Genomic DNA, 24670 nt, shown 5'->3' with positions numbered 1-24670 from the left:
TCATCTCATTTTGCACAGTTAGCATCGGGACCATTTTCAAGGCTTCGAAGGCATCATTATTCTTTAAGGGATTGTCGTTCATGTTGTAGACAAGTCCGGTAGGAGTTGTAACGATAGTTCGTCTTTTGGCTGAAATTTCCACTTCTTTCAGGGTGTAATCCGGGTTCTCCTCCAATTGAATGTCCACATTTGCTTTGCCCATAAATTCAGAGGATTGCAATTCGCGGGGAAGATAGCCGATGGCTGACGCGACTAAGGCAGTAGAATGATTGCTCACGGTTATTTCAAAACAACCCATGCTGTCACATTGGATCATATTGTCGCAATGTATGTCTATTAATTCAGCAATAATGGCATATGGAATCGGAGAACCCTCTTTGGTCATAATTCTGCCTTTGAGCTTTTCCGGGACGGATATTTCCGAAGTCTTTGTCTCTTTCCATTCCAAACTGAAGAGGGATGAATGCATGGGAATAACATTCGCTATTGCCATAGTGACTGAATAAACCAATAGACAGAATGTCAATATATGCTTTTTCATGTAACAGTATTTTATATCATTTATACAAAAGCATCATCGATGCTTACGGACTAATGCCAGCAAGGTATGCAAAAGAACCATACACTCAAAAGAAAATCAAAAAAATATCACATAAATAATAATATTTAACAAAAAACAAATATTGCAACTATTCAACGATTAGAACTATTGTAAACGAAAGGACAAAATCGAATGAACCTTATCTATTAAATTTATAAATATAGATCCTTTTTCCGCATCAGCAACTTAGAAGAAAGACCGGATCTTTCCGGATATGTGAAAATGTTTCACCTTTCCCCAAACAGTGAAAATAAATTTTCCACCGCATGAAAATTTATTTTCCCGCTATGGAAAATTTATTTTCGTGCGATGGAAACTTATTTTTCATGCAAGGGTATCAGGATATTATTCCCAACCGAAATTCTCTTCATACCGGTCGAAGACAGGTTCCTCTTCGATGCCGTACCTACGGAGCAGGTCGCGTACGTATTGCTGGTCTTCGGGAGTAAAACAACGCTCTTTGCGTTTCAAGCGGTAAAAATGAGTGGTCCCGAAATATTCCCTCATCTCCCGCCGTATCTCTTTTGCCTGGCGATAAGGGATATTATCCAGCAAATGTTCCATCCCATAGGCGTTTTTCAACGGGCTGTCGTCCATGAATCCGGGACAATCGCCATCGGGAACAACGCGCTCAGGGTTGACCACCTTCACCACCCAGCGTTCTTTCGGGATATACCGCGACACCTGGAAACGCAGGCAGGTGGAAGCATGCAGGCAGTTCTTTTCAAGGCAGAGAGCAAAATCGTCCGGAACTAAAGAATAATCTAATTTTTTTAACATGGTATTGTTTTATTTGATATTATACAAAAGTACACACAGATCCGGCGGAAAGCAAACATTTATGCCCAAAAGAGACCTTTTCGCAACAAAATGGATCACATAGTGACCTGTTTTAGGATTCAGGAGAAACAATATTGTAAATTAATTCGTATGTTTGCAGGCATAACCTAAAAATAATAATATAGACAATGACAGCAATCATTTTAATAGCAGTGATCGTGATCCTGGCCATCTGGATCGCTTCCTTGTATAATTCGTTAGTGAAATTACGTAACAACCGCGAGAACGCATTTGCCGACATCGACGTACAGCTCAAGCAACGTCATGACCTTATCCCGCAGTTGGTCGAAACGGTCAAAGGTTATGCCTCGCACGAAAAAGAGACACTGGAACGCGTCATCAACGCCCGCAACGGGGCGATCAGCGCCAAGACGATCGATGACAAGATCGTGGCTGAAAACGCACTGACTTCCGCACTGGCCGGATTGAAGATCACGCTCGAAGCCTATCCCGATCTGAAAGCCAACCGGAACTTCTTGCAGTTGCAGGAAGAAATCTCCGACCTGGAAAACAAACTGGCTGCCGTACGCCGCTATTTCAATTCGGCTACGAAAGAGTTGAACAACGCGGTCGAGACATTCCCATCCAACCTGATCGCCGGCATGTTCGGTTTCAAGAAGGAAGTGATGTTCGACCTGGGCGAACAACGCACTACACTCGAAGAAGCACCTAAAATCAAGTTCTAAGGATGCAATACGTCGGTATACAGACCCAACAGAGCAGGAACAATTTCCGATCCCTGCTCCTGCTTTGCTTGTTTCCCTGCCTGGTAATGGGATTGCTTTTCGCGTTCTGCTACCTGTTCCACCTGTTGGCGATGAACGACGACGGCATGACGGGGGCCGAGATATTAAGATATTCCACCGGAATGTTCATCCATCTGGCGCCATACGTGCTGGGCGGCGTACTCATCTGGTTCATCATCGCCTACTTTGCCAATACGAGCATCATCAACGCGGCAACCGGCTCCGAACCTTTGTCGAGAATGGAAAACAAAAGGGTATATAACTTGGTGGAAAACCTGTGCATGAGCCAGGGGATGAAAATGCCCAAGATCAATATCATCAACGACGATTCGCTGAACGCTTTTGCAAGCGGCATCAACGAAAGGACCTACACCGTCAGCCTCTCGCGGGGGATCATCGACAAGTTGGATGACCAAGAACTCGAAGCGGTCATTGCACACGAACTGTCGCATATCCGCAACAAGGACGTGCGCCTGATGATCGTATCGATTGTCTTTGTCGGCATCTTCGCCATGCTCGCACAGATGGCCATGCGCTCCGTCTACTACTCGTCGATGAGCCGCAGGAGAGACGAGAAAAACAACACAGCAATCATCATCGTCTTAATCATGATCGTTGCAGCCATTGGTTATTTCTTTTCCATGCTGATGCGTTTCGCCATCTCGCGCAAACGGGAATACCTGGCCGACGCCGGGGCCGCCGAGATGACCAAGAATCCGCTCGCCCTCGCCAGCGCCCTGCGGAAAATATCGGCCGATCCCGACATCGAAGCCGTCAAGCGCGAAGACGTAGCCCAGCTTTTCATCCAGCATCCGGGCAAACAAGCCAAAAGCGCACTGAGCGGTTTAAGCGGGCTTTTCGCCACCCATCCGCCCATCGAAAAGCGGATACAAGTGCTCGAACAATTCTAAATTTAATCAAGAATTAATCTCCAAAATCATTCCAACCACGGCATTAATTTAATATCTTTGGTGCCGGATAAAAATAAGTGTTGGAAATGATACAAAAAGAATTGATTGGCGATCTCAAGCTGAAATGGGATCGCATGCAGCAGGCGATGCAGAAGATTAATGCCGACGGATGCCTGCTCACCGTGGACGTGAATCTGTATTATACAACCGGACGTATCTATAGCGGCTATTTCTATCTTCCGGCGGAAGGTGCTCCCTGGTTCTTCGTGAAACGGCCGAACGGGCTGGCTGGCGATCATGTGGAATACATCCGCAAACCGGAACAAATGGCTGAGTTCTTTGCGTCCCACGGCTTGAAAATGCCCGAAAAACTGTTGCTCGAAGCAGACGAACTGACCTACAACGACTACATTCGCCTGCAAGCAATCTTCAATCCGAAGGAAACGGCCAATGCAACTACGATGATGCGCAACCTGCGCCGGATAAAGACTCCGCACGAGATCGCCATGTTCCGTATCTCGGCCGAACGCCATGCCAAGACATACGCTGAAATTCCCGAATGTTTCCGTCCCGGAATGACAGATCTCGAATTCCAGTACGAAATAGAAAAACGGATGCGCAAGAACGGTTCCATCGGGCTGTTTCGTGCTTTCGGTGCCAATATGGATATTTTTATGGGAAGTATCCTGGCGGGAGAAAACGCTGAAATCCCCTCGCCTTTCGACTTTGCCTTGGGCGGCGGCGGTATCGATGCGTCCTGCCCGTTAGGTGCAAACGGAACGGTCCTGAGAGAAGGGACGGCCATCATGGTGGACATGGCGGGAAACTATACGGCTTATATGACGGATATGACGCGTGTGTTCTCCGTCGGCCGCCTGACCGGACTCGCTTACCGGGCGCATCAGACAGCCCTCCTTATCGAAAGCGAAATCGAGAATATCGCCCGGCCGGGAACATCTTGTGCCGAGCTATACGAGATAGCCGCCAAGATCACCGAAAACCAGGGACTCGGCGCTTATTTCATGGGGACCAAGCAACAAGCCAAATTCGTAGGGCACGGCATCGGCATCCAGATAAACGAGCTTCCGGTACTTACGCCCCGCTCGAAAGAACTGCTGGAGCCGAATATGGTATTTGCGCTCGAACCGAAATACGTGATACCGGGTGTCGGAGCCGTCGGCATCGAAAACAGCTTCCTGGTTACGGAAACCGGACTGGAGAAGATCACGCACTTCACAGAAGACATCATACAATTAGACAAAAAATCATAAATCATAAATCATAATGAAAAGAACAATCTCACTTCTCCTGTTACTGGCAGTCATCTTCGTGCCGGTAAAGGCTCAAGACGTAGAAAACGTAAAGCCGGTGAAGAATGTCATCCTCCTGATCCCGGACGGGACATCACTGGCTACAGTTTCCATGGCGCGTTGGCTGCAATGGTACACCAATCCCGACAAGCCGAAATTGAACCTCGACCCGTATCTCTGCGGAACGGTCCGCACACATTCTTCGAATGCCCCGATCGGCGACTCGGCTCCTACCACTTCCTGCTACATGACGGGACAGCCCAGCCGTACAGGCTATGTTTCCACTTACCCGGAGAACGACGGCGACAACGATATCTACCCGACCGATCCGGCACGTGCTTTCCAACCGTTGACAACTGTCTTGGAAGCTGCCAAAATAAAACAGGGCAAATCAACGGGACTGGTTTTCACCTGCGAATTTCCGCATGCGACACCGGCCGACTGCTCCGCCCACAGCTACAACCGTGGCAAATATGAGTGGATCGCCCCGCAGATGGCCCACAACGACCTGAACGTGGTGATCGGCGGTGGCGTCAGCCTGCTTCCCGACGAGAGTGAAGCCTATCTGAAAGGGAATGGATACGGTGTCTTCAAAAATGACATCGACGGTATGCGCAATTACAAAGGCAATAATATGTGGGCTTTGTTCGGCGACAGGGAAATGGCCTACGACATCGACCGCGACCCGGCCCAACAGCCTTCCTTAGAAGAGATGACACGCAAAGCGATCGAAAAATTGTCCCAGAACCCGAACGGCTTCTTCCTGATGGTGGAAGGCAGCAAGGTTGACTGGGCTGCCCATGCAAACGACCCGGTCGGCATGGCTACAGACTTCCTGGCTTATGACCGTGCTTGCGGTGCGGCTTTGGAATTTGCCCGCCAGAATGGCGAAACTGCCGTCATCATGGTTCCCGACCACGGCAACAGCGGTATCAGCATCGGCCGTCGCGACTGCAAAGGTTACGACAAACTGAGCAAGGAACAGCTGTTCCACCAGTTCTCTCTGTATAAGCTGACTGCCGAAGGTTTCGCCAAGAAGGTGAACAGCGTTCCGGCCTCCGAAGTACAGAACGTATTCCGCACATATGCCGGTTTCGAACTGACACCGGAAGAACTGGATGCCTTGAACCATTGCAAAGACTATAAGAACAGTCCGATACCGGAAAACGAACGTTCGACCAAAGGCAAAGGTTCGTTATACAGCGGTTCCCTGACTTCTTTCATGTCTCAATTGCTGAGTTCACACACTTGCTTCGGTTTCACAACCGGAGGCCACACGGGCGAAGAGGTGTTCCTCGCTGCTTACCATCCTGACCGTGCAAGCCTGCCTGTCGGTATGCACACGAATATCGAACTGAACCATTATCTTTGCGCCCTGTTCGGCATGACGCACGACACGCTGGAAGAACTGACAGCCGAAAACTTCGCTCCTCACACGGAAGTATTCAAAGATTTCAAATGTGAAATCGTTCCGGCTAAAGACGAAAAAGGTTCTCCTTCATTGGTTGTAAAGAACAAAAAGAAACAAATCAATATCACGCCGTTCAGCAACATCGTGACGGTCGGAAAGAAAGGCCGGGAAGAAATCCGCCTGAATTCGGTAATCGTATATGTTGACAAAAACAACACATTCTATCTGCCGGCCAAACTGGTAGAATATCTGCAATAAAAATAAAGACGACAATATATCAGCCTTCATAGTCCTGTCATTGCGGTTTCGGGCCGCAAGACAGGACTATGAAACTTTATGAACCTTCATGAACTGGCTTCCTCTGTCTAAACGCCCGATTTACAAACCACATAGCAACAGTTATAGTTATTTGTTTTTTTTCAATCATTCTTTTCTTAAAATATCTATACAGTATCAATATGGAAGACTTATATAGACTTTCAGACAAATAAGACCGATCTTTTTGAAATACATTTGCGTCATTTTTAAATAATAAACGAATATGACAAGAGCAAATGCAAAATGGATACGGCTGATGGCAGTTATCGGCTGTACGACTATGTGGATGGCATCCTGCAAACATGCACCGGATGCGCAGATGAAAGCATCTTACGCGACAATGAAAGTTTCTACGGCAGACAAAGAACTGACAACACCTTATTCGGCCACGATCCGCGGTCGCCAGGATATCGACATTTATCCGCAAGTATCAGGAACTATCGAGCGGCTTTGTGTGACAGAAGGACAGGTCGTACGGAAAGGGCAATTACTTTTCGTCATAGACCAGGTTCCTTACAAGGCGGCTTTGAAGACGGCCCAGGCAAACGTGGAAGTGGCAAAAGCGGCTTTGGCTACAGCCGAACTGAACTATAGCAGCACGAAGGAACTGTTTGAGAAAAAGGTCGTCTCGGCTTTTAACCTGAAAACAAGTGAAAATAATTATCTGACCGCCAAAGCGCAGCTGGCACAGGCAGAAGCCCAGGAGCTGAACGCCCGCAACAACCTGTCTTATACGGAAGTCAAGAGTCCGTCCGACGGAGTTGTCGGCATGTTGCCTTACCGCGCCGGGGCATTGGTCAGCGCCAGCATTCCCCAACCGTTGACAACGGTTTCCGACAATTCGGACATGTATGTTTACTTCTCCATGACCGAAAATCAATTACTGGCCATGAGCCGCCAGTACAAAAGCATGGACGAAGCATTGGAAAACATGCCGGAAGTGTCGTTAAAACTGAATGACCAGTCTATTTACGACCGGAAAGGAAAGATCGAATCGATCAGCGGAGTGATCGACCGGAAGACCGGGACAGTCGGCGTGCGTGCCGTATTCCCCAACGAATCCCGCCTGCTTCATAGCGGAGCTTCCGGCAACGTGCTCATACCGCAGGCCTATAAAGACTGTATCATTATTCCTCAAGGCGCAACGGTCCGTTTGCAGGACAAGACGATTGTCTACAAAGTAGTGGACGGCAAAGCTGTTTCCACATTGATTACCGTGGCAGAAATCAGCGACGGCCGTGAATACATCGTACTCGACGGATTGAAGGTGGGCGAAGAAATCGTATCCGAAGGAGCCGGATTAGTACGTGAAGGAACGCAAGTTAAATAAAGGATCGAAGTATGAAAGGAAATATTTTTATCAAACGGCCCGTTATGGCCATCTCCATCTCCATTCTTATTTTGGCGATCGGATTGATTTCGCTCTTTACCTTGCCGGTCGAGCAATACCCTGACATTGCGCCGCCTACGGTCCACGTATCGGCCACTTATACCGGAGCGGATGCCGACGCGGTGATGAACAGTGTCATCATGCCGCTGGAAGAAAGTATCAACGGTGTGGAAAACATGATGTACATGACTTCCACTTCCACCAATGCAGGTTCGGCAAGTATCGAAATATATTTCAAACAAGGGACGGACCCTGACATGGCGGCTGTCAACGTACAGAACCGTGTAACGAAAGCGCAGGGTCTATTGCCTGCCGAAGTAACCCGTATCGGTGTCAGCACCCAGAAACGTCAGACCAGTTTCTTGCAAATCGACGCACTTGTCTGTACCGATGGACGTTATGACAAGACATTTCTCGGAAATTACCTCGACATCAACGTCATCCCGCGTATCAAACGTATCGAAGGCGTAGGCGACGTGATGGAGTTGGGCGATACCTACAGTATGCGTATCTGGCTGAACCCCGAACGAATGGCCCAATATGGATTGGTTCCTTCGGACGTGACTTCCATATTAGGAGAACAGAACATCGAGGCTCCGACCGGTTCGCTGGGTGAAAACTCGAAAAACGTTTTCCAATACACAATGAAATACCGCGGACGTTTGAAGAGCGTGGAAGAATTCCAGAACATCGTTGTCCGGGCCCAGGAAGACGGTTCCGTATTACGCCTGAAAGATGTCGCCAAGGTCGAGTTGGGAACATTGAGCTACGGTTTCGACAGCCAGATGGACGGTAAACCGGCTGTGACCTTCATGATCTACCAGGTAGCCGGCTCCAACGCAACGGAAGTAAACGAACGTATTGCCGCCGAATTGGAGAAGATGAAAGAGGAATTGCCTACCGGGACGGAATTTATCACGATGATGAGCTCCAACGACTTCCTCTTCGCCTCTATATATAATGTGGTTGAAACGCTGATCGTGGCGATCATCCTCGTAATCCTTGTGGTGTATTTCTTCCTTCAGGACTTAAAGAGTACGCTGATCCCGTCTATTTCGATCATCGTTTCGCTGATCGGTACATTTGCCTGCCTGACAGCCGCCGGATTCACGATTAACATCCTGACCCTGTTTGCCTTGGTGCTTGCCATCGGTACGGTGGTGGACGACGCGATCGTGGTGGTGGAAGCCGTACAGGCAAAATTCGATGCGGGCTACACCTCGTCCTACCAGGCAACGAAAGATGCGATGGGCGACGTGACGATGGCCGTTATCTCCTGTACCTGCGTGTTCATGGCCGTGTTCATACCGGTGACTTTCATGGGAGGGACTTCCGGTATCTTTTACACGCAATTCGGTGTGACGATGGCGACCTCAGTTGGTCTTTCCATGATTTGTGCATTGACGCTCTGCCCCGCCCTATGTGCCATGATGATGCGTCCGAGCGATGGGAACAAGAGTGCCAAAAGCATTAACGGCCGTGTGCGTGCCGCCTATAATGCCTCTTTCAACGCCGTGTTGGGCAAATACAAGAAAGGCGTCATGTTCTTTATCCATCATCGTTGGATGGTATGGGCCGGACTGATCGCTTCCGTTATCCTGCTGGGCTGGCTTATCAGCAATACTAAAACAGGTCTTGTTCCGCAAGAAGACCAGGGGGTCATTATGGCGAATGTGGCCATTGCCCCGGGTAGTACGCTGGAAGAGACAGGCAAAGTACTGGACAAGGTAGAAAACATCCTGAAGAACACGCCGGAAGTAGAACATTACTCCCGTGTAGCCGGTTACGGCTTCCTGGCAGGCCAAGGTACTTCCTACGGTATGGCGATCATCCGTTTGAAAAACTGGGATGAAAGAAAAGGAGCCGAACATATTTCCGATGCAGTGGTCAACCGTCTGAACGCACAATTCGCCCAAATCAAAGAGGCGCAGATTTTCTGCTTCCAGCCGGGTATGATTCCGGGCTACGGTCTGGGTAACTCCATCGAGTTGAACTTGCAGGATCGTACTGGCGGAGATATGGGTACCTTCTACGGCAACGCCATGCAATATATCGGAGCTTTGAACCAGCGTCCTGAAGTGGCGATGGCCTATACTTCTTATGCCATGAACTTCCCGCAGATATCGGTCGATGTGGACGCAGCCAAATGTAAACGGGCCGGAATATCACCTTCGACGGTTCTCGACGTACTGGGCAGTTATTGTGGTGGCGCATACGTTTCCAACTATAACCAATTCGGAAAAGTATACCGCGTGATGTCGCAAGCCTCACCGGAATACCGCCTTGACGAGCAAGCCTTGAACAATATGTTTGTCCGTAACGGGACGGAAATGGCTCCGATCAGTCAGTTCGTAACCCTGAAACGGGTACTCGGACCTGAAGTGGCCAACCGTTTCAACCTCTTTAGCTGTATCACGGTCAACGTGAACCCGGCACCGGGATATTCCACAGGAGAAGTACAACAGGCCATCGAGGAAGTGGCCGCCCGGATGCTGCCGACAGGATACGGGTACGAGTATGGCGGTATGGCACGTGAAGAGGCCAATACCGGAGGCTCGCAAACACTCTTTATCTATGCGGTCTGTATCTTGCTTATCTACTTGATTTTGGCTTGTCTGTACGAAAGTTTCCTTGTTCCCTGGGCCGTTATCCTGTCCGTTCCGTTCGGTTTGATGGGTTCGTTCCTGTTCGCCAAACTGTTCGGATTGGAAAATAACATTTACTTGCAGACCGGTGTCATCATGTTGATCGGACTTTTGGCCAAAACGGCGATTTTGATCACCGAATTCGCCATCGAACGCCGCCGTAAAGGGATGGGGATCGTCGAATCGGCTTATTCGGCCGCACAAGCCCGTTTGCGTCCGATTCTGATGACCGTACTTACGATGATCTTCGGTATGCTTCCGCTTATGTTCGCATCCGGAGCCGGAGCCAACGGTAACAGCTCATTAGGAACAGGTGTTGTCGGCGGTATGGCAGTCGGGACATTGGCATTGCTGTTCGTCGTGCCGGTATTCTACATCATTTTCGAATACATGCAAGAAAAAATCCGTCCGCCGATGGAAGTGGAAACCGATATGCAAGTTGCGTTGGAAAAGCAAAAGAGCCAAATTGAACGTGACGGTTTAAACAATGAAAATAAATAAGGTATGAAGAAAATAATCGTATTGACAACCGCAACCGCCCTGTTGAGCAGTTGCGGCATATACACCAAATATCAACCGGCCGAAAAGACTCCGGACCACCTGTACGGAGAAGAGGTGGCTGTCGATGATACGACCAATTTCGGTAATGTGAACTGGCGGGAACTTTTTACGGACCCGCAGTTGCAGGCTCTTATCGAACAAGGGCTACAAAACAACACCGACCTCCGGTCCGCCCAATTGCAGATCGAGGAAGCGGAAGCAGCGCTAATGTCGGCGAAGCTCGCTTTCCTACCTTCGTTCGCACTTTCCCCGCAAGGAACGATCAGCAGTTTCGACGGAGGAAAAGCGACAAAGACATACACACTGCCTGTCACAGCCAGTTGGGAATTGGACATCTTCGGACGTCTGCGCAATGCCAAGCAACAGGCCAAAGCGCTGTATGCCCAAAGCCAGGACTACCAGCAGGCTGTGCGTACCCAGTTGATAGCCGGGATCGCCAACGTGTACTACACCTTATTGATGCTGGATGAGCAGTTAGCCATCTCGCAACAGACGGAAGAAGCCTGGAAAGAGACGGTGGTTTCTACCCGTGCATTGATGGATGCCGGATTAGCCAACGAGGCGGCTACCTCCCAAATGGAAGCGGCTTATTACAGCGTGCAGACTTCCATTCTCGACCTGAAAGAGCAGATCAACCAAGTCGAAAACAGTCTCGCCCTATTGCTCGCAGAAACCCCGCACCGCTACGAACGTGGAAAACTGGCCGACCAGCAGTTCCCGGAAGACGTGGCAGTCGGCGTACCGATGCAAATGTTGTCGAACCGTCCCGATGTGCGTGCTGCCGAACGTTCGCTGGAACAGGCTTTTTACGCAACCAACCAGGCTCGCGCTGCTTTCTATCCTTCCATCGTACTGAGCGGAAGTGCCGGATGGACCAACTCGGCAGGGAGCATGATCGTCAATCCGGGCAAATTCCTGGCTTCGGCAGTCGGCTCGCTCACACAGCCGTTGTTCAACAAAGGACAGATCATGGCTCAATACCGCATCGCCAAAGCGCAGCAGGAAGAAACAAGCCTGGCTTTCCAGCAAGCTTTGCTGAATGCCGGCAGCGAAGTCAACGATGCTTTGGTCGCCTGCCAGACAAGCAAGGCAAAGACCGTCTTGTTCGAAAAGCAGATCCAATCCTTGGAAAAGGCATTGGAAAGCACAGCGTTGCTGATGGAGCACGGTACGACTACCTACCTGGAAGTGCTGACCGCCCGCCAGTCCTTGTTGAGCGCACAACTGTCGCAAACGGCTAACCGGTTCACCGAGATACAAAGCGTGATCAACCTTTATCAAGCTTTAGGCGGCGGTAGAGAATAAGAAAACATTTTTTATCCATAAAAGCCAAAAACCTTTTAAACCGGACCTTTTACCTATTCCATAGGACCTGTTTCAGAAAAGTATTCAAACTTCGACGAAACAGGTCCTTTTTTATCGAGTGAAAAATAAGCGGAGCCATGACATTGTCTATGCATTTTTTTATACTTTTGTGGGCATAAGACAGAATATACACAACAATGAAAAGTAAAAGTTTAGTTTCTATCGATCAATGTTCCAAAGAGGACATTCTTCGTATTCTGGATAACGCCAGGAAGTTTGAAGCAAATCCGAACCGTAAAGTGCTGGAAGGCAAAGTTGCAGCGACCCTGTTCTTCGAACCTTCCACCCGTACCCGCCTGAGTTTCGAGACTGCGGTGAATCGGTTGGGCGGCCGTGTGATCGGTTTCTCCGACGCTTCCACGACCAGTTCCTCTAAAGGCGAAACACTGAAAGATACCATCCTGATGGTAAGCAACTACGTCGATCTTATCATTATGCGCCACCATCTGGAAGGCGCCGCCCGTTATGCTTCGGAGGTCACAGACGTGCCTATCATCAATGCCGGCGACGGAGCGAACCAGCATCCTTCCCAAACCATGCTGGACCTCTATTCCATCCAAAAGACGCAAGGCAAACTGACCGACCTCAACATCACGATGGTCGGCGACCTGAAATACGGACGTACCGTGCACTCGCTGATAGTGGGTATGTCTCATTTCAACCCGACATTCAACTTTATCGCACCGAACGAACTCCACATGCCGGACGAACAGAAGAACTTCTGCGACAAACATGGCATCAAATACAACGAATATACCGAATTTACGGAAGACATCATCAACCAGACGGATATTCTGTACATGACCCGTGTGCAACGCGAACGTTTCACCGACCTGGAAGAGTACGAACGTGTGAAGAATGTGTATATCCTGAAGAATGACATGCTGAAAAACAGCCGCGAGAACCTGCGCATCCTGCATCCGCTGCCTCGTGTGAACGAAATAGCTTATGATGTGGACGATAATCCGAAAGCCTACTATATCCAGCAGGCACGCAACGGACTGTTCGCCCGTCAGGCCATCATCTGCGAAGTGTTGGGCATTTCCGTTGAAGATTAAGAATCCCGTTTCCAGATTTTCAACTTTCAATTATCAATTTTCAATTATCAAAAGTTATGTCAGCAGAAAAGAAAAAAGAATTGCAGGTCGCCGCTTTAGAAAACGGTACTGCCATCGATCATATTCCCCCCAGCCAGTTGTTCAAAGTAGCCAAATTACTGGGACTGGAAAACATGAACAATACGATTACGATCGGCAACAATTTCCACAGCAATAAAATGGGTTGCAAAGGCGTGATCAAGATCTCCGACAAGTTCTTCTGTGACGAAGAGATCAACCGTATCGCCCTGATCGCACCGAACGTGATCCTGAACATTATCCGCGATTACGAAGTGGTAGAGAAAAAGACCGTTACCTTACCGGACGAACTGGTAGGACTCGTAAAATGTAACAATCCGAAATGTATCACCAATAATGAACCGATGCCGACCCGTTTCGATGTAATCGACAAAGAGAAGGGTACGATCAGATGCCATTATTGCGAACGCAAGATCAACAAGGAAGACATCATCGTTAAATAATCCGATATGAAACACGACTGGAAGCCCGGCACGATGATCTATCCGCTGCCTGCGGTAATGGTTAGTTGCGGCTCTGAGCCTTCAGAATACAATATTATAACTGTCGCGTGGATGGGTACGCTCTGTACCAATCCACCGATGTGTTATATATCCGTCCGTCCGGAGCGCCACTCCTATCCGATCCTGAAAAAGAATATGGAATTTGTGATTAACCTGACAACCCGCGAGCTGGCATATGCTACCGACTGGTGCGGTGTCAACTCAGGGAAAGACCATGCCAAGTTCGAGGAGATGAAGTTAACGCCGGGAAAAGCCTCGGTCGTAAGCGCCCCGATCATCGAAGAGTGCCCACTCTGCATCGAATGCCGGGTAAAAGAGGTTATGGCATTGGGTAGCCATGACATGTTTATCGCCGATGTGGTAAACGTGCAGGCCGATGACAAATATCTGGACCCGGAAACAGGAGCTTTCGATATGCAGCGTGCCGACCTGCTGGCTTATTCGCATGGCAAATATTACGGATTGGGCGACTTCGTCGGTAAGTTCGGCTGGTCGGTCAGAAAGAAAAAATAGTCATGAAGAAAATTTGCCTTATATTACTGATACTTCCATTCTGTTTCCCGGTGGTTGCCCAGAAGTTTATCAAGATCGAAGACAAGACATTCAATTGGGGAGGAAAAATCGGAGTCAATGCCGCATTCCCGATTGTCAAATCGTTGACGATAGACAACCAGGAGATGGAAGACATACGCCTGCAATATAAGGTAGGTTATCAGGCAGCCGTGTTTGCACGGGTCAATATCGACCGTTTCTATATCCAGCCCAGCTTGGCATGGCAATATACGGAAGGTGACATACGTTTCAACATACCACAGGAAGAAAGCAGCTTTGACGGGACAATAGCGCAATCCCCGATCAGCAGAAACCGGATTACCTATAAGTCCGCTACACTCGAAGTACCGGTGATGGTCGGTTATTATCTGGTAAAAGAGGGTCCGTACGCATTAAGCATGATGTTCGGTCCCAACATCAAATACAACTACAAGACGCGCTACAGCACGGATATGACGGACAGCCCCCGCGAATTCGAAGATGACAACACGCCTTTCGGGATCGGTATAGCCGCCGGGCTGGGAGTCAGCATCTGGCGTCTGTTTCTTGACTTCAGCTATGAATTCGGCTTGAACGAGGTTGCATCCGATTTCCGTGAGATAGGCAAGAACGAGGCCAACCCAAAGGGAACTCTCAACATTGAAAAACGGACAAACATAATGAGTTTCTCACTCGGTTTCCTGTTCTGATTCTTTCATTGTCAAACCATTTAATAAAAAACATATCAGATGAAAAAAGTCAAGATTACGGTGTTAAAGACTACTTTAGATGAACAACTGGCCCGCGAATACGGTGCCGAAGGACTGACCGCCTGCCCCATGCTGAAAGAAGGACAGGTTTTCTATGCTGATTATGCCAAGCCGGAAGGCTTTTGCGACGAGGCTTGGAAAGCGATTTACCAATATGCCTTCGCGTTGTCACATGGTGCCGGAAAAGAAGTATTCTATTATGGAGACTGGATCAGGAAACCGGGAGTTGCCATCTGCAGTTGCAATGACGGATTACGCCCTGTCATATTCAAGCTCGAAGCGACGGATGAAGAGTCCGGGATAGACTACACACCTGTCCGTTGACCAAGTACCGATATGTATATGGATCCTGTAAAAATGGTATTTATCCCTGTAATTCATATACAGTCCTAATCTGCTCGTCACAGTAACTTTGTATCCGTTCCTCCGGAACATTTTTAATAGCGATTTAAACTAATATACAAGTATGGCAAAAAAAGTATTGATCTTATCATCAAGTCCCCGGCGTGGCGGCAACTCAGACACACTTTGTGACGAATTTATGCGTGGTGCGACAGAAAGCGACCATGAAGTGGAAAAGATTTTCCTGAGAGACAAAACAATCCATTACTGTACGGGATGCAGCACATGCAGCCTATACCAGAAGCCGTGCCCTCAAAAAGACGACGCAGCAGAAATCATCGAAAAAATGGTGAATGCCGATGTGATCGTAATGGCTACCCCTGTCTATTTCTACACGATGAGCGCACAGATGAAAACACTGATAGACCGCTGCTGCGGAAGATACACGGAGATGAACGACAAGGAATTTTATTTCATCGTAACGGCAGCCGAAGACGACCGTAAGAAAATGCTCCGTACGATCGACACTTTCCAGGGATTCCTGGACTGTCTGGAAAATCCCGTAATAAAAGGAACCGTGTTCGGATTAGGCGTTTGGCACAAAGGAGAGATCAACGGAAACCCCGCCATGGAAGAAGCCTATCAAATGGGAAAGCAAGTTTAAGCGATTGCAGTGACAGTCCTTTTCAAAGCATATCTGTTTCGTTTTCAAAATACCGGTGTTTTGAAGCAAGGCCTTTTCCACTTACGACCGGAAGCTAATCCGTACGGCAAAAATAAAAAGGGCTGTGTCGCAAATCCTTGACACAGCCCTTTTATTACCAAAATCCACAGAATGTCAATCGAACATATGCCTGAACTTATCGAAAATCTTCTCCTTGACAGATTTCTTCGGTTGGAAATTAGGAGAGTTCTCCAGACCGTTCATGATATCCTTCTCTGATGCGGACAACGTTTCCGGAATATAAACGCTTACGTTCACAAGCAGGTCTCCCGTTCCATAGCTATTGATAGACGGTAACCCTTTGTTACGCAAACGAAGCACTTTACCCGGCTGAGTTCCCGGTTCGATCTTGACTTTAGCCTTACCGTCGATAGTCGGAACTTCAACCGTGCCGCCCAGAGCCGCCTGAGGCACACTCAGCAACAGGTTATACAGAATGTCGTTCTCGTCACGTATCAGTTCCGGATGCGGTTCTTCTTCGATCAAGATTAACAAATCACCGTTAATCCCCCCATGACGGGCAGCATTCCCCTTTCCGTTCATGGAAAGCTGCATGCCTTCTGCCACACCGGCCGGAATATTGATCGTGATCACCTCGTCGTCGCGCACGATTCCATCACCGTTACACTCGCTACATTTCTTGGTGATAATCTTTCCTTCGCCTCCACAGGTCGGACAGGTTGTCTGTGTCTGCATCTGTCCCAAGATCGTATTGGCGATACGGGTAACTACACCGCTACCGTGACAGGTTTCACAAGTCTTGGAACTGTGATCGTCCTCCGCCCCGCTACCGTGGCATTTGGAACACGTCACATATTTCTTAACCTTGATCTTCTTCTCGACTCCGGTAGCGATCTCTTTCAGGTTCAACTTTACTTTCACACGTAAATCCGAACCTCGATTCACCCTGCGACCGCCACGTGAACCGCCGCCAAAACCGCTGAACCCGCCAAAGCCACCGAAATGTCCGCCAAAGATGTCTCCAAACTGGGAGAAAATATCGTCCATAGACATTCCTCCGCCAAAACCACCGCCCTGCGAAGCACCTCCTACTCCAGCATGACCGAACTGATCATAACGCTGGCGCTTCTGAGGATCGCTCAGCACATCGTATGCTTCAGCAGCCTCCTTGAAGTTCTCTTCAGCCTGCTTGTCACCCGGATTCTTGTCAGGGTGGAACTGAATCGCCTTTTTACGATAAGCTTTCTTTATTTCTTCTGCCGAGGCAGTCTTCTCGACGCCCAGCACTTCGTAATAATCTCTTTTAGCCATCTTCGTATCTGTCTGTTGTTATTTGCTCATTATCCTGTCGTATTATTCGCCTACCACTACTTTAGCGTGGCGAATCACCTTATCGTTCAAAGTATAACCGGTCTGTACACAATCCAGAACCTTACCCTTCATATCGGGTTCAGGAGCAGGAATCATGGCAACGGCTTCAGACGTTTCAGCATCAAACGGTTCGCCGACAGTTTCGATCGGTTTTACATTCTGATGAGACAGGTAAGACATGAATTTCGAATAGATAAGTTCCACACCCTCCGTAACGGCCTTTATATCTTCAGCCGAACGGATGTTCTGCAAAGCGCGTTCGAAATCATCGACGACAGGAAGCAAATGAGTCAAAGCACTTTCGCCACCGTTCTTGATCAGCTCTGACTTTTCGCGCAACGTACGTTTACGGTAGTTGTCGAACTCGGCCATCAAGCGCAGATGAGAATCATTCAGTTCGTCATACTTCTTCTTCAGCACCTCCAGTTCCTGGCCTTCATCCGTCACATTGTCAGATGCGGCATTTTCTTCTGCCGCATTTACCTGTTCCTCCTGCAATTTTGTCGCTTCATCAGCACCCTGGCGTTCTTTTTTGTCAGCAGTTTCCTTCTTGCTATTAAAATTCATCTTGTTCATAATCAATTATATATTTTCATTACTATCTAATTGTCAATAAGATATCATCCAAATATCAGTCATACGACCTATCTGTCGGCACTATTCTTGTCGATATCAATTATCAATATAACATCAAATATACTGCCAACTGTTCTTATAGAACGAAAATATCTTTACCTTTGTGTAGTATAAAGATGATTTATTGTCATAGTACAAAATATAAGATTAATAAAACAATAAGAAATTAATTATGAAGAGAGCGATTTTGTCAGTTTTACTGCTATTTGCATTTCTTACCGGTTTTGCCCAAAACCGGAATATCTGCCGATTAGGAATTACATATGATATCAGTCAAAGCGACCATTGGGGGAAAAACAAACCGGTTATTACCAGTGTCATTCCTTACTCGCCGGCAGAGCTTGCAGGCGTGAAAACCAACGATATCATTATTGCCATCGATGGTGTGCAAACGACAGATATTTCACCGGAAGAGATCAAAGAAATGCTGAATCCCGCCGGTAAAAACGAAGTGTTGCTGACGATCGGCAATCTGGCAAACCCGGCTAAACAGATCCTTGTCAAAAAAGAATGCAAAAAAGGGAACGCCATTACCGAAGAGCAACTGGCCACCGCTTTTTCGATGTACAGCCTCGAAACGACCAGCGAACGGGAATTTGTCTGTCCGTTCAAGACAACCGTGACAGCCGATCCCGTAGATTTCGGCAAGTTCAAAACCTTTGCGTTCTCTGCCATAGACGAGAATAACAGCAAACTGGAAACGGCCATCAACGAAAGCATCGAAAAGGAATTGACCAAGAAAGGGATGACAGTCGATACAGACCGTCCCGACATCATAGTACAGACCTTCTATTTCTTCGACAAGAATCCGAACTATAAAGGAGCAAACAAGATACTGGTCGAAAAAGAGCCGATCTATCGTTACAACTTCAATCACAGCAAGATGGAGACATTCCCGTTCCTGAACTCAATGTCTGCGGAAGCGGAAGCGCAATACCTGCTCCAGTTCGGTTTCCGCCTGATCGACCAGCGTGACGTGCCGGGCCGCATCCTGTGGGAATGCGAAGCTAACGAACTGTTGGAAGATTCATACCGCCTCGACGAATATGCCCGTATACATGCCCCATTGATGTGCATGCAATATCCATACGTTAAATACCAGCGCAACGTGCCGTTCAAAGTCAATCAGAAAACCTACAACTATACGGGGTTGAGCTACGACATCGACCGTATGGAACAGATTGCCGATGTCGATAAGAACTCGCCTGCATACGCTGCCGGCTTACGCCCCCGCGATATTGTAGAGAAAATCAACAATCAAAAGATGGATCATACGGCTGAAGAGTTCTCCGCCGCTTACAAAGGATTTATTACCAACACGATGAAATACCGCGATCCGAAAACCCAGTTTACGGATGCCAACGGTTTCAAACGGTGTATGTTCTGGGACACATTCAAATACCCGCAGGTAGCCGATGCGATCCAGAAATCCGGAAATAAAGCAGCCTATTCTTATTTATATTACTACGCTCCCTATATCAACCCGTCCGGCAACAATGCCTGTACGTTCGATATCAAAAGGGGGAAAAACAAAATGGAAATCATCGTCCGTCCGACCATTCGCCGGTCCGTGACGGTCGAAGTAAAATAAAGCATTTACAAGAACGTGATATACCCGCAAAATTTCGAACAGAAAACGGGCTTCGATAAAGTCCGCCGTTTAATTTCAGAAAAATGTTTAAGCCCGCTCGGAGAAGAGCGGGTAGCAGAGATGGGGTTCTCTGCCGATTATCAAACCGTAACCCAACGTCTGGAACAGACAGACGAGTTTGTCCGAATCCTGCATGGAGAAGACGAGTTTCCCGCCAGTTATTTTTTCGATGTACGTTATTCGTTGAAGCGGATACGCCCCGAAGGGACTTGGTTGGATGAAAAAGAACTGTTCGACCTGAAGCGCTCACTCCAGACAATCAACGATATTATCCGTTTCTTCCGCCCTTCCTCGGAAGAAGGAGAAGAGATCAAATACCCGGCCTTGACCGCCCTTGCCGGCGATATTCTGGTATTCCCGCAACTGATCGGAAAGATCGACTCCATACTCGACAAGTTCGGACATGTGAAAGACAATGCCTCTCCTGCCCTGGCGCAGATACGAAAAGAGATCACGGCCACCATGAGCGGCATCTCCCGCAGTTTGCAATCCATACTGCGTGCCGCACAATCGGAAGGAGTCGTGGACAAAGATATCACGCCTACCATGCGTGACGGACGCCTGATGATCCCGGTAGCTCCGGCTTTCAAGCGAAAGATCAAAGGGATCGTGCACGATGAATCGGCCAGCGGCAAAACCGTCTTCATCGAGCCGGAAGTCGTTGTGGAGGCAAACAACCGGATCCGTGAACTGGAAGGTGACGAACGCCGGGAGATCATGAAGATACTGACGGAATTTACAAATTTCGTCCGCCCGTTAGTCCCCGACATCCTGCAATCATACGAATTCCTGGCCGAGATCGACTTTATCCGTGCCAAAGCCTTGTTTGCCGAACAGGTAAACGGGATCAGACCGGTAGTCGAAAACAAACAGCAGATCGACTGGATACGCGCCGCACATCCCCTGCTCTTCCTCTCGTTGAAGAAACAAAACAAACAGATCGTCCCGCTGGATATTCTCCTGGAAGAAAAAAAGCGTCTGCTGATCATCTCCGGGCCGAACGCAGGTGGTAAATCCGTTTGCCTGAAAACGGTCGGCTTGCTGCAATATATGTTGCAATGCGGCCTGTTGATCCCGGTATATGAAAGTTCGAAAACCGGATTGTTCGAGAACCTGTTTATCGACATCGGAGATGAACAAAGCATCGAAAACGACCTGAGTACCTACAGTTCACACCTGACGAACATGAAGTTTTTCGTCAAGAACTGCAACAACAAGACTTTAATCCTGATCGATGAGTTCGGTAGCGGTACGGAACCCCAGATCGGAGGAGCGATCGCCGAAGCCCTGTTGGACCGTTTCAACCGGAATCATAGCTACGGCGTTATCACGACCCACTACCAGAACCTGAAGCATTTTGCAGAAGACACGGAAGGGATCGTCAATGGAGCCATGCTTTACGATCGCCACCTGATGCAACCGCTCTTTAAACTGTCGATCGGTAATCCGGGAAGTTCCTTCGCCGTCGAGATTGCCCGCAAGATCGGCCTGCCGGAAGACGTTATTGCCGATGCCTCTGCCAATGTCGGCTCCGATTATATCAATATGGATAAATATCTTCAGGATATCGTTCGGGACAAACGCTATTGGGAAAGCAAACGCCAGAACATCCGCCAGCAGGAAAAGAAGCTGGAAGATATTACCGCCCGCTACGAGCAGGATCTGGAAGCCGTGAACAAACAGCGGAAAGAGATCATGCGCAACGCCAAGGAAGAGGCACAACGCATCCTTTCCGAAGCCAACGCAAAGATCGAAAACACGATCCGCGAAATCAAAGAGGCGCAGGCAGAAAAGGAACAGACCAAGCTCGCCCGTAAAGCCCTGGAAGAATTCAAGGCCTCTGTGATAGCAGCCGAAGAAGAAGACGACAAGATCGCCCGCAAAATGGCGAAGTTGCAGGAGCGCAAAGAACGTAAAAAACAGAAACAAAACGCGCCGGCCTCCAAACAGATCTTCAACCGCGATGTCATAGAAGTAGGCGACAATGTCCGTCTCAAAGGGCAGGTTTCAGCCGGAACCGTCATGGAAGTTCAAGGGAAGCAAGCAGTCGTCGCATTCGGCATGATCAAAAGCACCGTCAAGTTGGAACAACTGGAAAAGGTCAGCAAAGGCCAGATCAAAAAAGAGATCCAGAAAAGTACTTTCGTCAGCGTCCAGACAGCAGACGACATGCATGAAAAGAGATTGAACTTCAAGCAAGAGATAGATGTCAGAGGAATGAGAGGAGACGAAGCCTTACAAGCCGTCACCTACTTTGTGGACGATGCCATCCAGGTAGGTGCCGCACGTATCCGCATCCTGCACGGGACGGGGACAGGCATACTCCGCCAACTGATACGCGATTACCTGCACACCGTTCCGGGCGTCCGCCAGTATCACGACGAGCATGTCCAGTTCGGAGGCGCCGGCATTACGGTAGTGGAACTCGAATAAAAACAAACAAGACACCGTTACCCGCATGTATAGCCCGGTCACTTATATTGCTGATAGCAATCCCGACCGGGCTATACATGCGGAAGAAGGACCGGTTTTAGAGTCCGTAGTTCCGTTTGAACATATAATAGGTATTTCTGGAAACATTAAAACGTTTACAAATCTCCATAACGGTGTCGCCGCGTTCAAGCATGCTGATCACCTCTTCTTTATTCGCATCAAGGAAAGACTGTTTGGCAGCCGATCCTTTCGGACGGCCTAACGGACCTCCCGTGCTCTTCTTATGATTCAAGGCCTCTTTGGTACGGGTGGACATCAAACTGTGTTCGATCTCCGTTACCAACTTGAACACATTACCCATAACCGGGAGATTCAATGTCCGGTCCAGGATATACCGATCCTTTATACTATAGATTTGAACGCCTTTTTCCATGCAGCGCCCCATAATCTCCATGACTTCCGACAAAGTTCGTCCCAAACGGGAAATATCTGACAAGATCAGGCTATCGCCTTTTTCCATACGATCCAGTACCATAGTAAGATTACGTTCATCTTCCTTCCCTTTGTCGACAGTGATATCCGTTACCCACTTATCGACATTTATATCATGATCCGAAGCATAGCGTTTAATCTCATTTTTCTGTTCTTCCAGAAGCTCTTTGTTTGAAGTTCCTACTCTTAAATAAGCTATTACCATATTTTCAGCAACTTAATAATTAAAAAAACGTAGAAGCAAATTTATTTTTCGGTGAAGATACGAAAAGTAATTATAGCACAATAGCTAAACTTTCCATTTTATTTAAAGAAAATGTTAGTATTCCGCTCTTTAATACAAAAAATTACATCGTATGCAGAAGGCTATCGGACTAAGAATGAAATAGCTAACGAATTATCCAAACCGGGGATTTATGATCTTTTCCGTTTTTCACCCGTAACCGGCAGCCCTTCCCCGATATAAGTATTTTGCACCTGTTTATCGTCCCCCCGTATTCCAATGCCGATGGCGGGAAGGGCTGCTGAAGAAAGAGGGAAAGGTTCGCGACGCAGCAGAAGATCCCTCACCGGGGAAAAAAAGTTCCCCAGGCATGAAAATAAATTTTCTCCCGCGGGAAAATAAATTTTCTTCGGCATGAAAATAAATTTTCACCCAAAGAAAAAAGTTGAAACTTTCTTACATATCAAATAAAGCATTAGTAAAAACCCTCCGGCTGACTTAAATAACCGGAGGGTTTTTACGATTCCAAGGAAAACATAGACTTGCCTTGGGATTTTCACCTGCCTAATAATACATTTCAGGAATCGAAGTATTCAGCTCCGCATGCAGTACACCGCTTTTTTCAAACAGACGGACTTTATTTTCCTTTACTAACCATCCTAAAGCCAAACAGACAAAGGACTCATGATAGTGAGTCATTTCCCCAATCCTCTTCACTGACAAAATTTTTCTTTCTGATAACAAAGACCAGATCTGACCGGCCTCTGAAACAACATCATTCTTAGTCATAGCACCTCACTTATTTGATATAATATTATTCCTCACCACTTTTTCAGAAAGCCAAATGATTCTTTCGCTTCGAATGGTGAACACTACCATCCCCCGAATAGTTTAGCGAAATAACGTTAATCAACATTAATTACTCCTCCAACATCCCTTCCAAATAACGGTCGGGAGCCAGCCCTATGCTCTGGAGGAATCCTGCCAGGGCGCTATACGTCAAACGATTCTCCGTCAGATCCGTCAAGGCGATCCGGCGGAGACACTCGAACGGGATCGCATAATCCACGTAAGGAACCAGGCTACCCCCTATAAAATCATACCCCGTCTCTGCCGGACCACAAAATTGCACAAGCCGCCATTCCTGTTCGGAGGCCCAACGAGGTTCCCGCACTTCCAGGCAAGCATTGCAAAGCATCGAGAAGAAACGTGAATCCCGCTTGAACCCGGTATGCTCTTCATCATAAAAGAATTTGTCATATTCCCGCCTCATCTGCGAGACAAACGCGTTCAGGTTCTCCTCCTCATCATATTTGCAGCGAAGCAAATATTTATCTCCCGACAAACTATATTCACCCAACGCCCCGTAATCGAAAGCCAGCCGCAAACAGGAAGCCTTCCCTTCCTCCACGCCGGAAGGGATTTCCGGATTCTGGTAAAGGGAAAGGGCGTACATCTCCATCTCCGGCCCGATAAGCATCCGGCGGTTCTCCCGGAAAAAAGGAATATTTTGTTTACTAAACTCCGGCCCGATGCCATTTTGCTCTTCATGCAACACGATCGAACGGCGAAGCAGGGACAAACCATATCCGGTCACTTCGTCCGGCCTGACATACAGCAAATTAGGAACACGCAAGGTGAAAGTTCCCGGCGTCTTTGTCTCTTTGCATCCGCGGACAAAGGATTCTATTGAAACATAGGAATATAAATCCATACTTTATTATGATTTTTTTGGAGGTCAAATATACATTTTATATTAGAGAATCTCTACCTTTGTTAAAACTTTTATAAACTACATA

At 48.0% G+C, this 24670-nt stretch carries 23 protein-coding genes; 15 read left to right on the top strand and 8 right to left on the bottom strand.

Annotated elements, in window-relative coordinates:
* Nucleotides 1–541: hypothetical protein (locus tag ACW6QF_RS16835; RefSeq protein ID WP_456088656.1), on the bottom strand; the 541-nt coding region annotated here is incomplete at its 3' end.
* Between the two features lie 405 nt (nucleotides 542–946).
* Entirely contained in the window at nucleotides 947–1381 is a 435-nt protein-coding gene (locus ACW6QF_RS16830; protein ID WP_456088655.1) for a DUF6078 family protein, read from the bottom strand.
* A gap of 188 nt (nucleotides 1382–1569) precedes the next feature.
* Between ACW6QF_RS16830 and ACW6QF_RS16825 the strand changes: the two genes are divergently transcribed.
* The 13 genes from ACW6QF_RS16825 to ACW6QF_RS16765 all read left to right on the top strand — a co-directional run bounded on the left by ACW6QF_RS16825 (nucleotide 1570) and on the right by ACW6QF_RS16765 (nucleotide 16044).
* Nucleotides 1570–2127: a LemA family protein gene (locus tag ACW6QF_RS16825; RefSeq protein ID WP_456088654.1), complete on the top strand. Its 558-nt coding sequence runs from the start codon at nucleotides 1570–1572 to the stop codon at nucleotides 2125–2127.
* Between the two features lie 146 nt (nucleotides 2128–2273).
* Nucleotides 2274–3098 (top strand): M48 family metallopeptidase, encoded by an 825-nt coding sequence (locus ACW6QF_RS16820; RefSeq protein WP_456088657.1) that lies wholly within the window; start codon nucleotides 2274–2276, stop codon nucleotides 3096–3098.
* An 86-nt stretch (nucleotides 3099–3184) separates the two neighbouring features.
* Nucleotides 3185–4369, top strand: a complete 1185-nt coding sequence (locus ACW6QF_RS16815) for a M24 family metallopeptidase (protein WP_456088653.1) — start codon at nucleotides 3185–3187, stop codon at nucleotides 4367–4369.
* Nucleotides 4370–4382: 13 nt separating this feature from the next.
* Nucleotides 4383–6077, top strand: a complete 1695-nt coding sequence (locus tag ACW6QF_RS16810; RefSeq protein ID WP_456088652.1) for an alkaline phosphatase — start codon at nucleotides 4383–4385, stop codon at nucleotides 6075–6077.
* A 283-nt stretch (nucleotides 6078–6360) separates the two neighbouring features.
* A complete protein-coding gene (locus ACW6QF_RS16805; protein ID WP_298547891.1) occupies nucleotides 6361–7467 on the top strand; it encodes an efflux RND transporter periplasmic adaptor subunit in 1107 nt (368 codons plus the stop codon).
* Between the two features lie 11 nt (nucleotides 7468–7478).
* Complete coding sequence (locus ACW6QF_RS16800) at nucleotides 7479–10673, top strand: efflux RND transporter permease subunit (RefSeq protein ID WP_298547894.1); 3195 nt, start codon at nucleotides 7479–7481, stop codon at nucleotides 10671–10673.
* A gap of 3 nt (nucleotides 10674–10676) precedes the next feature.
* Complete coding sequence (locus ACW6QF_RS16795) at nucleotides 10677–12038, top strand: efflux transporter outer membrane subunit (protein WP_456088651.1); 1362 nt, start codon at nucleotides 10677–10679, stop codon at nucleotides 12036–12038.
* Nucleotides 12039–12235: 197 nt separating this feature from the next.
* The gene (gene pyrB, locus ACW6QF_RS16790) at nucleotides 12236–13156 is read left to right on the top strand and encodes an aspartate carbamoyltransferase (protein WP_119216223.1); all 921 of its coding nucleotides are present in this window, start codon (nucleotides 12236–12238) and stop codon (nucleotides 13154–13156) included.
* 56 nt (nucleotides 13157–13212) lie between these two features.
* The gene (pyrI, locus tag ACW6QF_RS16785; RefSeq protein ID WP_217802875.1) at nucleotides 13213–13677 is read left to right on the top strand and encodes an aspartate carbamoyltransferase regulatory subunit; all 465 of its coding nucleotides are present in this window, start codon (nucleotides 13213–13215) and stop codon (nucleotides 13675–13677) included.
* A gap of 6 nt (nucleotides 13678–13683) precedes the next feature.
* Nucleotides 13684–14250, top strand: a complete 567-nt coding sequence (locus tag ACW6QF_RS16780; RefSeq protein ID WP_456088650.1) for a flavin reductase family protein — start codon at nucleotides 13684–13686, stop codon at nucleotides 14248–14250.
* A 2-nt stretch (nucleotides 14251–14252) separates the two neighbouring features.
* On the top strand, nucleotides 14253–14978 hold the full coding sequence (locus tag ACW6QF_RS16775) for a porin family protein (RefSeq protein WP_298547909.1): 726 nt from the start codon (nucleotides 14253–14255) through the stop codon (nucleotides 14976–14978).
* A 39-nt stretch (nucleotides 14979–15017) separates the two neighbouring features.
* The gene (locus ACW6QF_RS16770) at nucleotides 15018–15362 is read left to right on the top strand and encodes a TIGR04076 family protein (RefSeq protein WP_298547911.1); all 345 of its coding nucleotides are present in this window, start codon (nucleotides 15018–15020) and stop codon (nucleotides 15360–15362) included.
* 142 nt (nucleotides 15363–15504) lie between these two features.
* A complete protein-coding gene (locus tag ACW6QF_RS16765; RefSeq protein WP_298547913.1) occupies nucleotides 15505–16044 on the top strand; it encodes a flavodoxin family protein in 540 nt (179 codons plus the stop codon).
* Between the two features lie 174 nt (nucleotides 16045–16218).
* On the opposite strand, the gene dnaJ is transcribed toward ACW6QF_RS16765, so the two are convergent.
* Together dnaJ and ACW6QF_RS16755 are read right to left on the bottom strand one after the other, a co-directional pair.
* Nucleotides 16219–17376 carry a molecular chaperone DnaJ gene (gene dnaJ, locus ACW6QF_RS16760; protein WP_298547916.1) on the bottom strand — a complete coding sequence of 386 codons (1158 nt, stop codon included), beginning with the start codon at nucleotides 17374–17376 and terminating at the stop codon, nucleotides 16219–16221.
* A gap of 42 nt (nucleotides 17377–17418) precedes the next feature.
* A complete protein-coding gene (locus ACW6QF_RS16755) occupies nucleotides 17419–18012 on the bottom strand; it encodes a nucleotide exchange factor GrpE (protein ID WP_456088649.1) in 594 nt (197 codons plus the stop codon).
* Nucleotides 18013–18244: 232 nt separating this feature from the next.
* Between ACW6QF_RS16755 and ACW6QF_RS16750 the strand changes: the two genes are divergently transcribed.
* Nucleotides 18245–19663, top strand: coding sequence for a PDZ domain-containing protein (locus ACW6QF_RS16750; protein ID WP_456088648.1), 1419 nt, complete (start codon nucleotides 18245–18247; stop codon nucleotides 19661–19663).
* 15 nt (nucleotides 19664–19678) lie between these two features.
* Nucleotides 19679–22156: an endonuclease MutS2 gene (locus ACW6QF_RS16745; protein ID WP_456088647.1), complete on the top strand. Its 2478-nt coding sequence runs from the start codon at nucleotides 19679–19681 to the stop codon at nucleotides 22154–22156.
* 97 nt (nucleotides 22157–22253) lie between these two features.
* Here ACW6QF_RS16745 and ACW6QF_RS16740 read toward each other — a convergent pair whose 3' ends face one another.
* The 4 genes from ACW6QF_RS16740 to ACW6QF_RS16725 all read right to left on the bottom strand — a co-directional run bounded on the left by ACW6QF_RS16740 (nucleotide 22254) and on the right by ACW6QF_RS16725 (nucleotide 24585).
* A complete protein-coding gene (locus ACW6QF_RS16740) occupies nucleotides 22254–22853 on the bottom strand; it encodes a recombinase family protein (protein ID WP_298547926.1) in 600 nt (199 codons plus the stop codon).
* 209 nt (nucleotides 22854–23062) lie between these two features.
* A complete protein-coding gene (locus ACW6QF_RS16735) occupies nucleotides 23063–23287 on the bottom strand; it encodes a hypothetical protein (protein ID WP_456088646.1) in 225 nt (74 codons plus the stop codon).
* A gap of 148 nt (nucleotides 23288–23435) precedes the next feature.
* Entirely contained in the window at nucleotides 23436–23660 is a 225-nt protein-coding gene (locus ACW6QF_RS16730; protein WP_298547929.1) for a winged helix-turn-helix domain-containing protein, read from the bottom strand.
* A 130-nt stretch (nucleotides 23661–23790) separates the two neighbouring features.
* On the bottom strand, nucleotides 23791–24585 hold the full coding sequence (locus ACW6QF_RS16725) for a hypothetical protein (RefSeq protein WP_456088645.1): 795 nt from the start codon (nucleotides 24583–24585) through the stop codon (nucleotides 23791–23793).
* Between the last annotated feature and the right edge of the window lie 85 nt (nucleotides 24586–24670).

Source organism: Parabacteroides sp. (assembly GCF_977054455.1).
The sequence above is the reverse complement of the archived record's forward strand: the minus strand, read 5'-3'. Positions and strand labels throughout refer to the sequence as shown.

Bases quoted from the DNA above. Each gene is read 5' to 3' on its own strand.
- ACW6QF_RS16765 (WP_298547913.1), top strand. From the start codon at position 15,505: ATGGCAAAAAAAGTATTGATCTTATCATCAAGTCCCCGGCGTGGCGGC.
- ACW6QF_RS16830 (WP_456088655.1), bottom strand. From the start codon at position 1,381: ATGTTAAAAAAATTAGATTATTCTTTAGTTCCGGACGATTTTGCTCTC.
- ACW6QF_RS16735 (WP_456088646.1), bottom strand. From the start codon at position 23,287: ATGCCGAAGAAAATTTATTTTCCCGCGGGAGAAAATTTATTTTCATGC.
- ACW6QF_RS16805 (WP_298547891.1), top strand. From the start codon at position 6,361: ATGACAAGAGCAAATGCAAAATGGATACGGCTGATGGCAGTTATCGGC.
- pyrB (WP_119216223.1), top strand. From the start codon at position 12,236: ATGAAAAGTAAAAGTTTAGTTTCTATCGATCAATGTTCCAAAGAGGAC.
- ACW6QF_RS16770 (WP_298547911.1), top strand. From the start codon at position 15,018: ATGAAAAAAGTCAAGATTACGGTGTTAAAGACTACTTTAGATGAACAA.
- ACW6QF_RS16755 (WP_456088649.1), bottom strand. From the start codon at position 18,012: ATGAACAAGATGAATTTTAATAGCAAGAAGGAAACTGCTGACAAAAAA.
- ACW6QF_RS16775 (WP_298547909.1), top strand. From the start codon at position 14,253: ATGAAGAAAATTTGCCTTATATTACTGATACTTCCATTCTGTTTCCCG.
- ACW6QF_RS16795 (WP_456088651.1), top strand. From the start codon at position 10,677: ATGAAGAAAATAATCGTATTGACAACCGCAACCGCCCTGTTGAGCAGT.
- ACW6QF_RS16780 (WP_456088650.1), top strand. From the start codon at position 13,684: ATGAAACACGACTGGAAGCCCGGCACGATGATCTATCCGCTGCCTGCG.
- pyrI (WP_217802875.1), top strand. From the start codon at position 13,213: ATGTCAGCAGAAAAGAAAAAAGAATTGCAGGTCGCCGCTTTAGAAAAC.
- ACW6QF_RS16730 (WP_298547929.1), bottom strand. From the start codon at position 23,660: ATGACTAAGAATGATGTTGTTTCAGAGGCCGGTCAGATCTGGTCTTTG.
- ACW6QF_RS16740 (WP_298547926.1), bottom strand. From the start codon at position 22,853: ATGGTAATAGCTTATTTAAGAGTAGGAACTTCAAACAAAGAGCTTCTG.
- ACW6QF_RS16750 (WP_456088648.1), top strand. From the start codon at position 18,245: ATGAAGAGAGCGATTTTGTCAGTTTTACTGCTATTTGCATTTCTTACC.
- ACW6QF_RS16825 (WP_456088654.1), top strand. From the start codon at position 1,570: ATGACAGCAATCATTTTAATAGCAGTGATCGTGATCCTGGCCATCTGG.
- ACW6QF_RS16800 (WP_298547894.1), top strand. From the start codon at position 7,479: ATGAAAGGAAATATTTTTATCAAACGGCCCGTTATGGCCATCTCCATC.
- ACW6QF_RS16725 (WP_456088645.1), bottom strand. From the start codon at position 24,585: ATGGATTTATATTCCTATGTTTCAATAGAATCCTTTGTCCGCGGATGC.
- ACW6QF_RS16810 (WP_456088652.1), top strand. From the start codon at position 4,383: ATGAAAAGAACAATCTCACTTCTCCTGTTACTGGCAGTCATCTTCGTG.
- ACW6QF_RS16815 (WP_456088653.1), top strand. From the start codon at position 3,185: ATGATACAAAAAGAATTGATTGGCGATCTCAAGCTGAAATGGGATCGC.
- dnaJ (WP_298547916.1), bottom strand. From the start codon at position 17,376: ATGGCTAAAAGAGATTATTACGAAGTGCTGGGCGTCGAGAAGACTGCC.
- ACW6QF_RS16820 (WP_456088657.1), top strand. From the start codon at position 2,274: ATGACGGGGGCCGAGATATTAAGATATTCCACCGGAATGTTCATCCAT.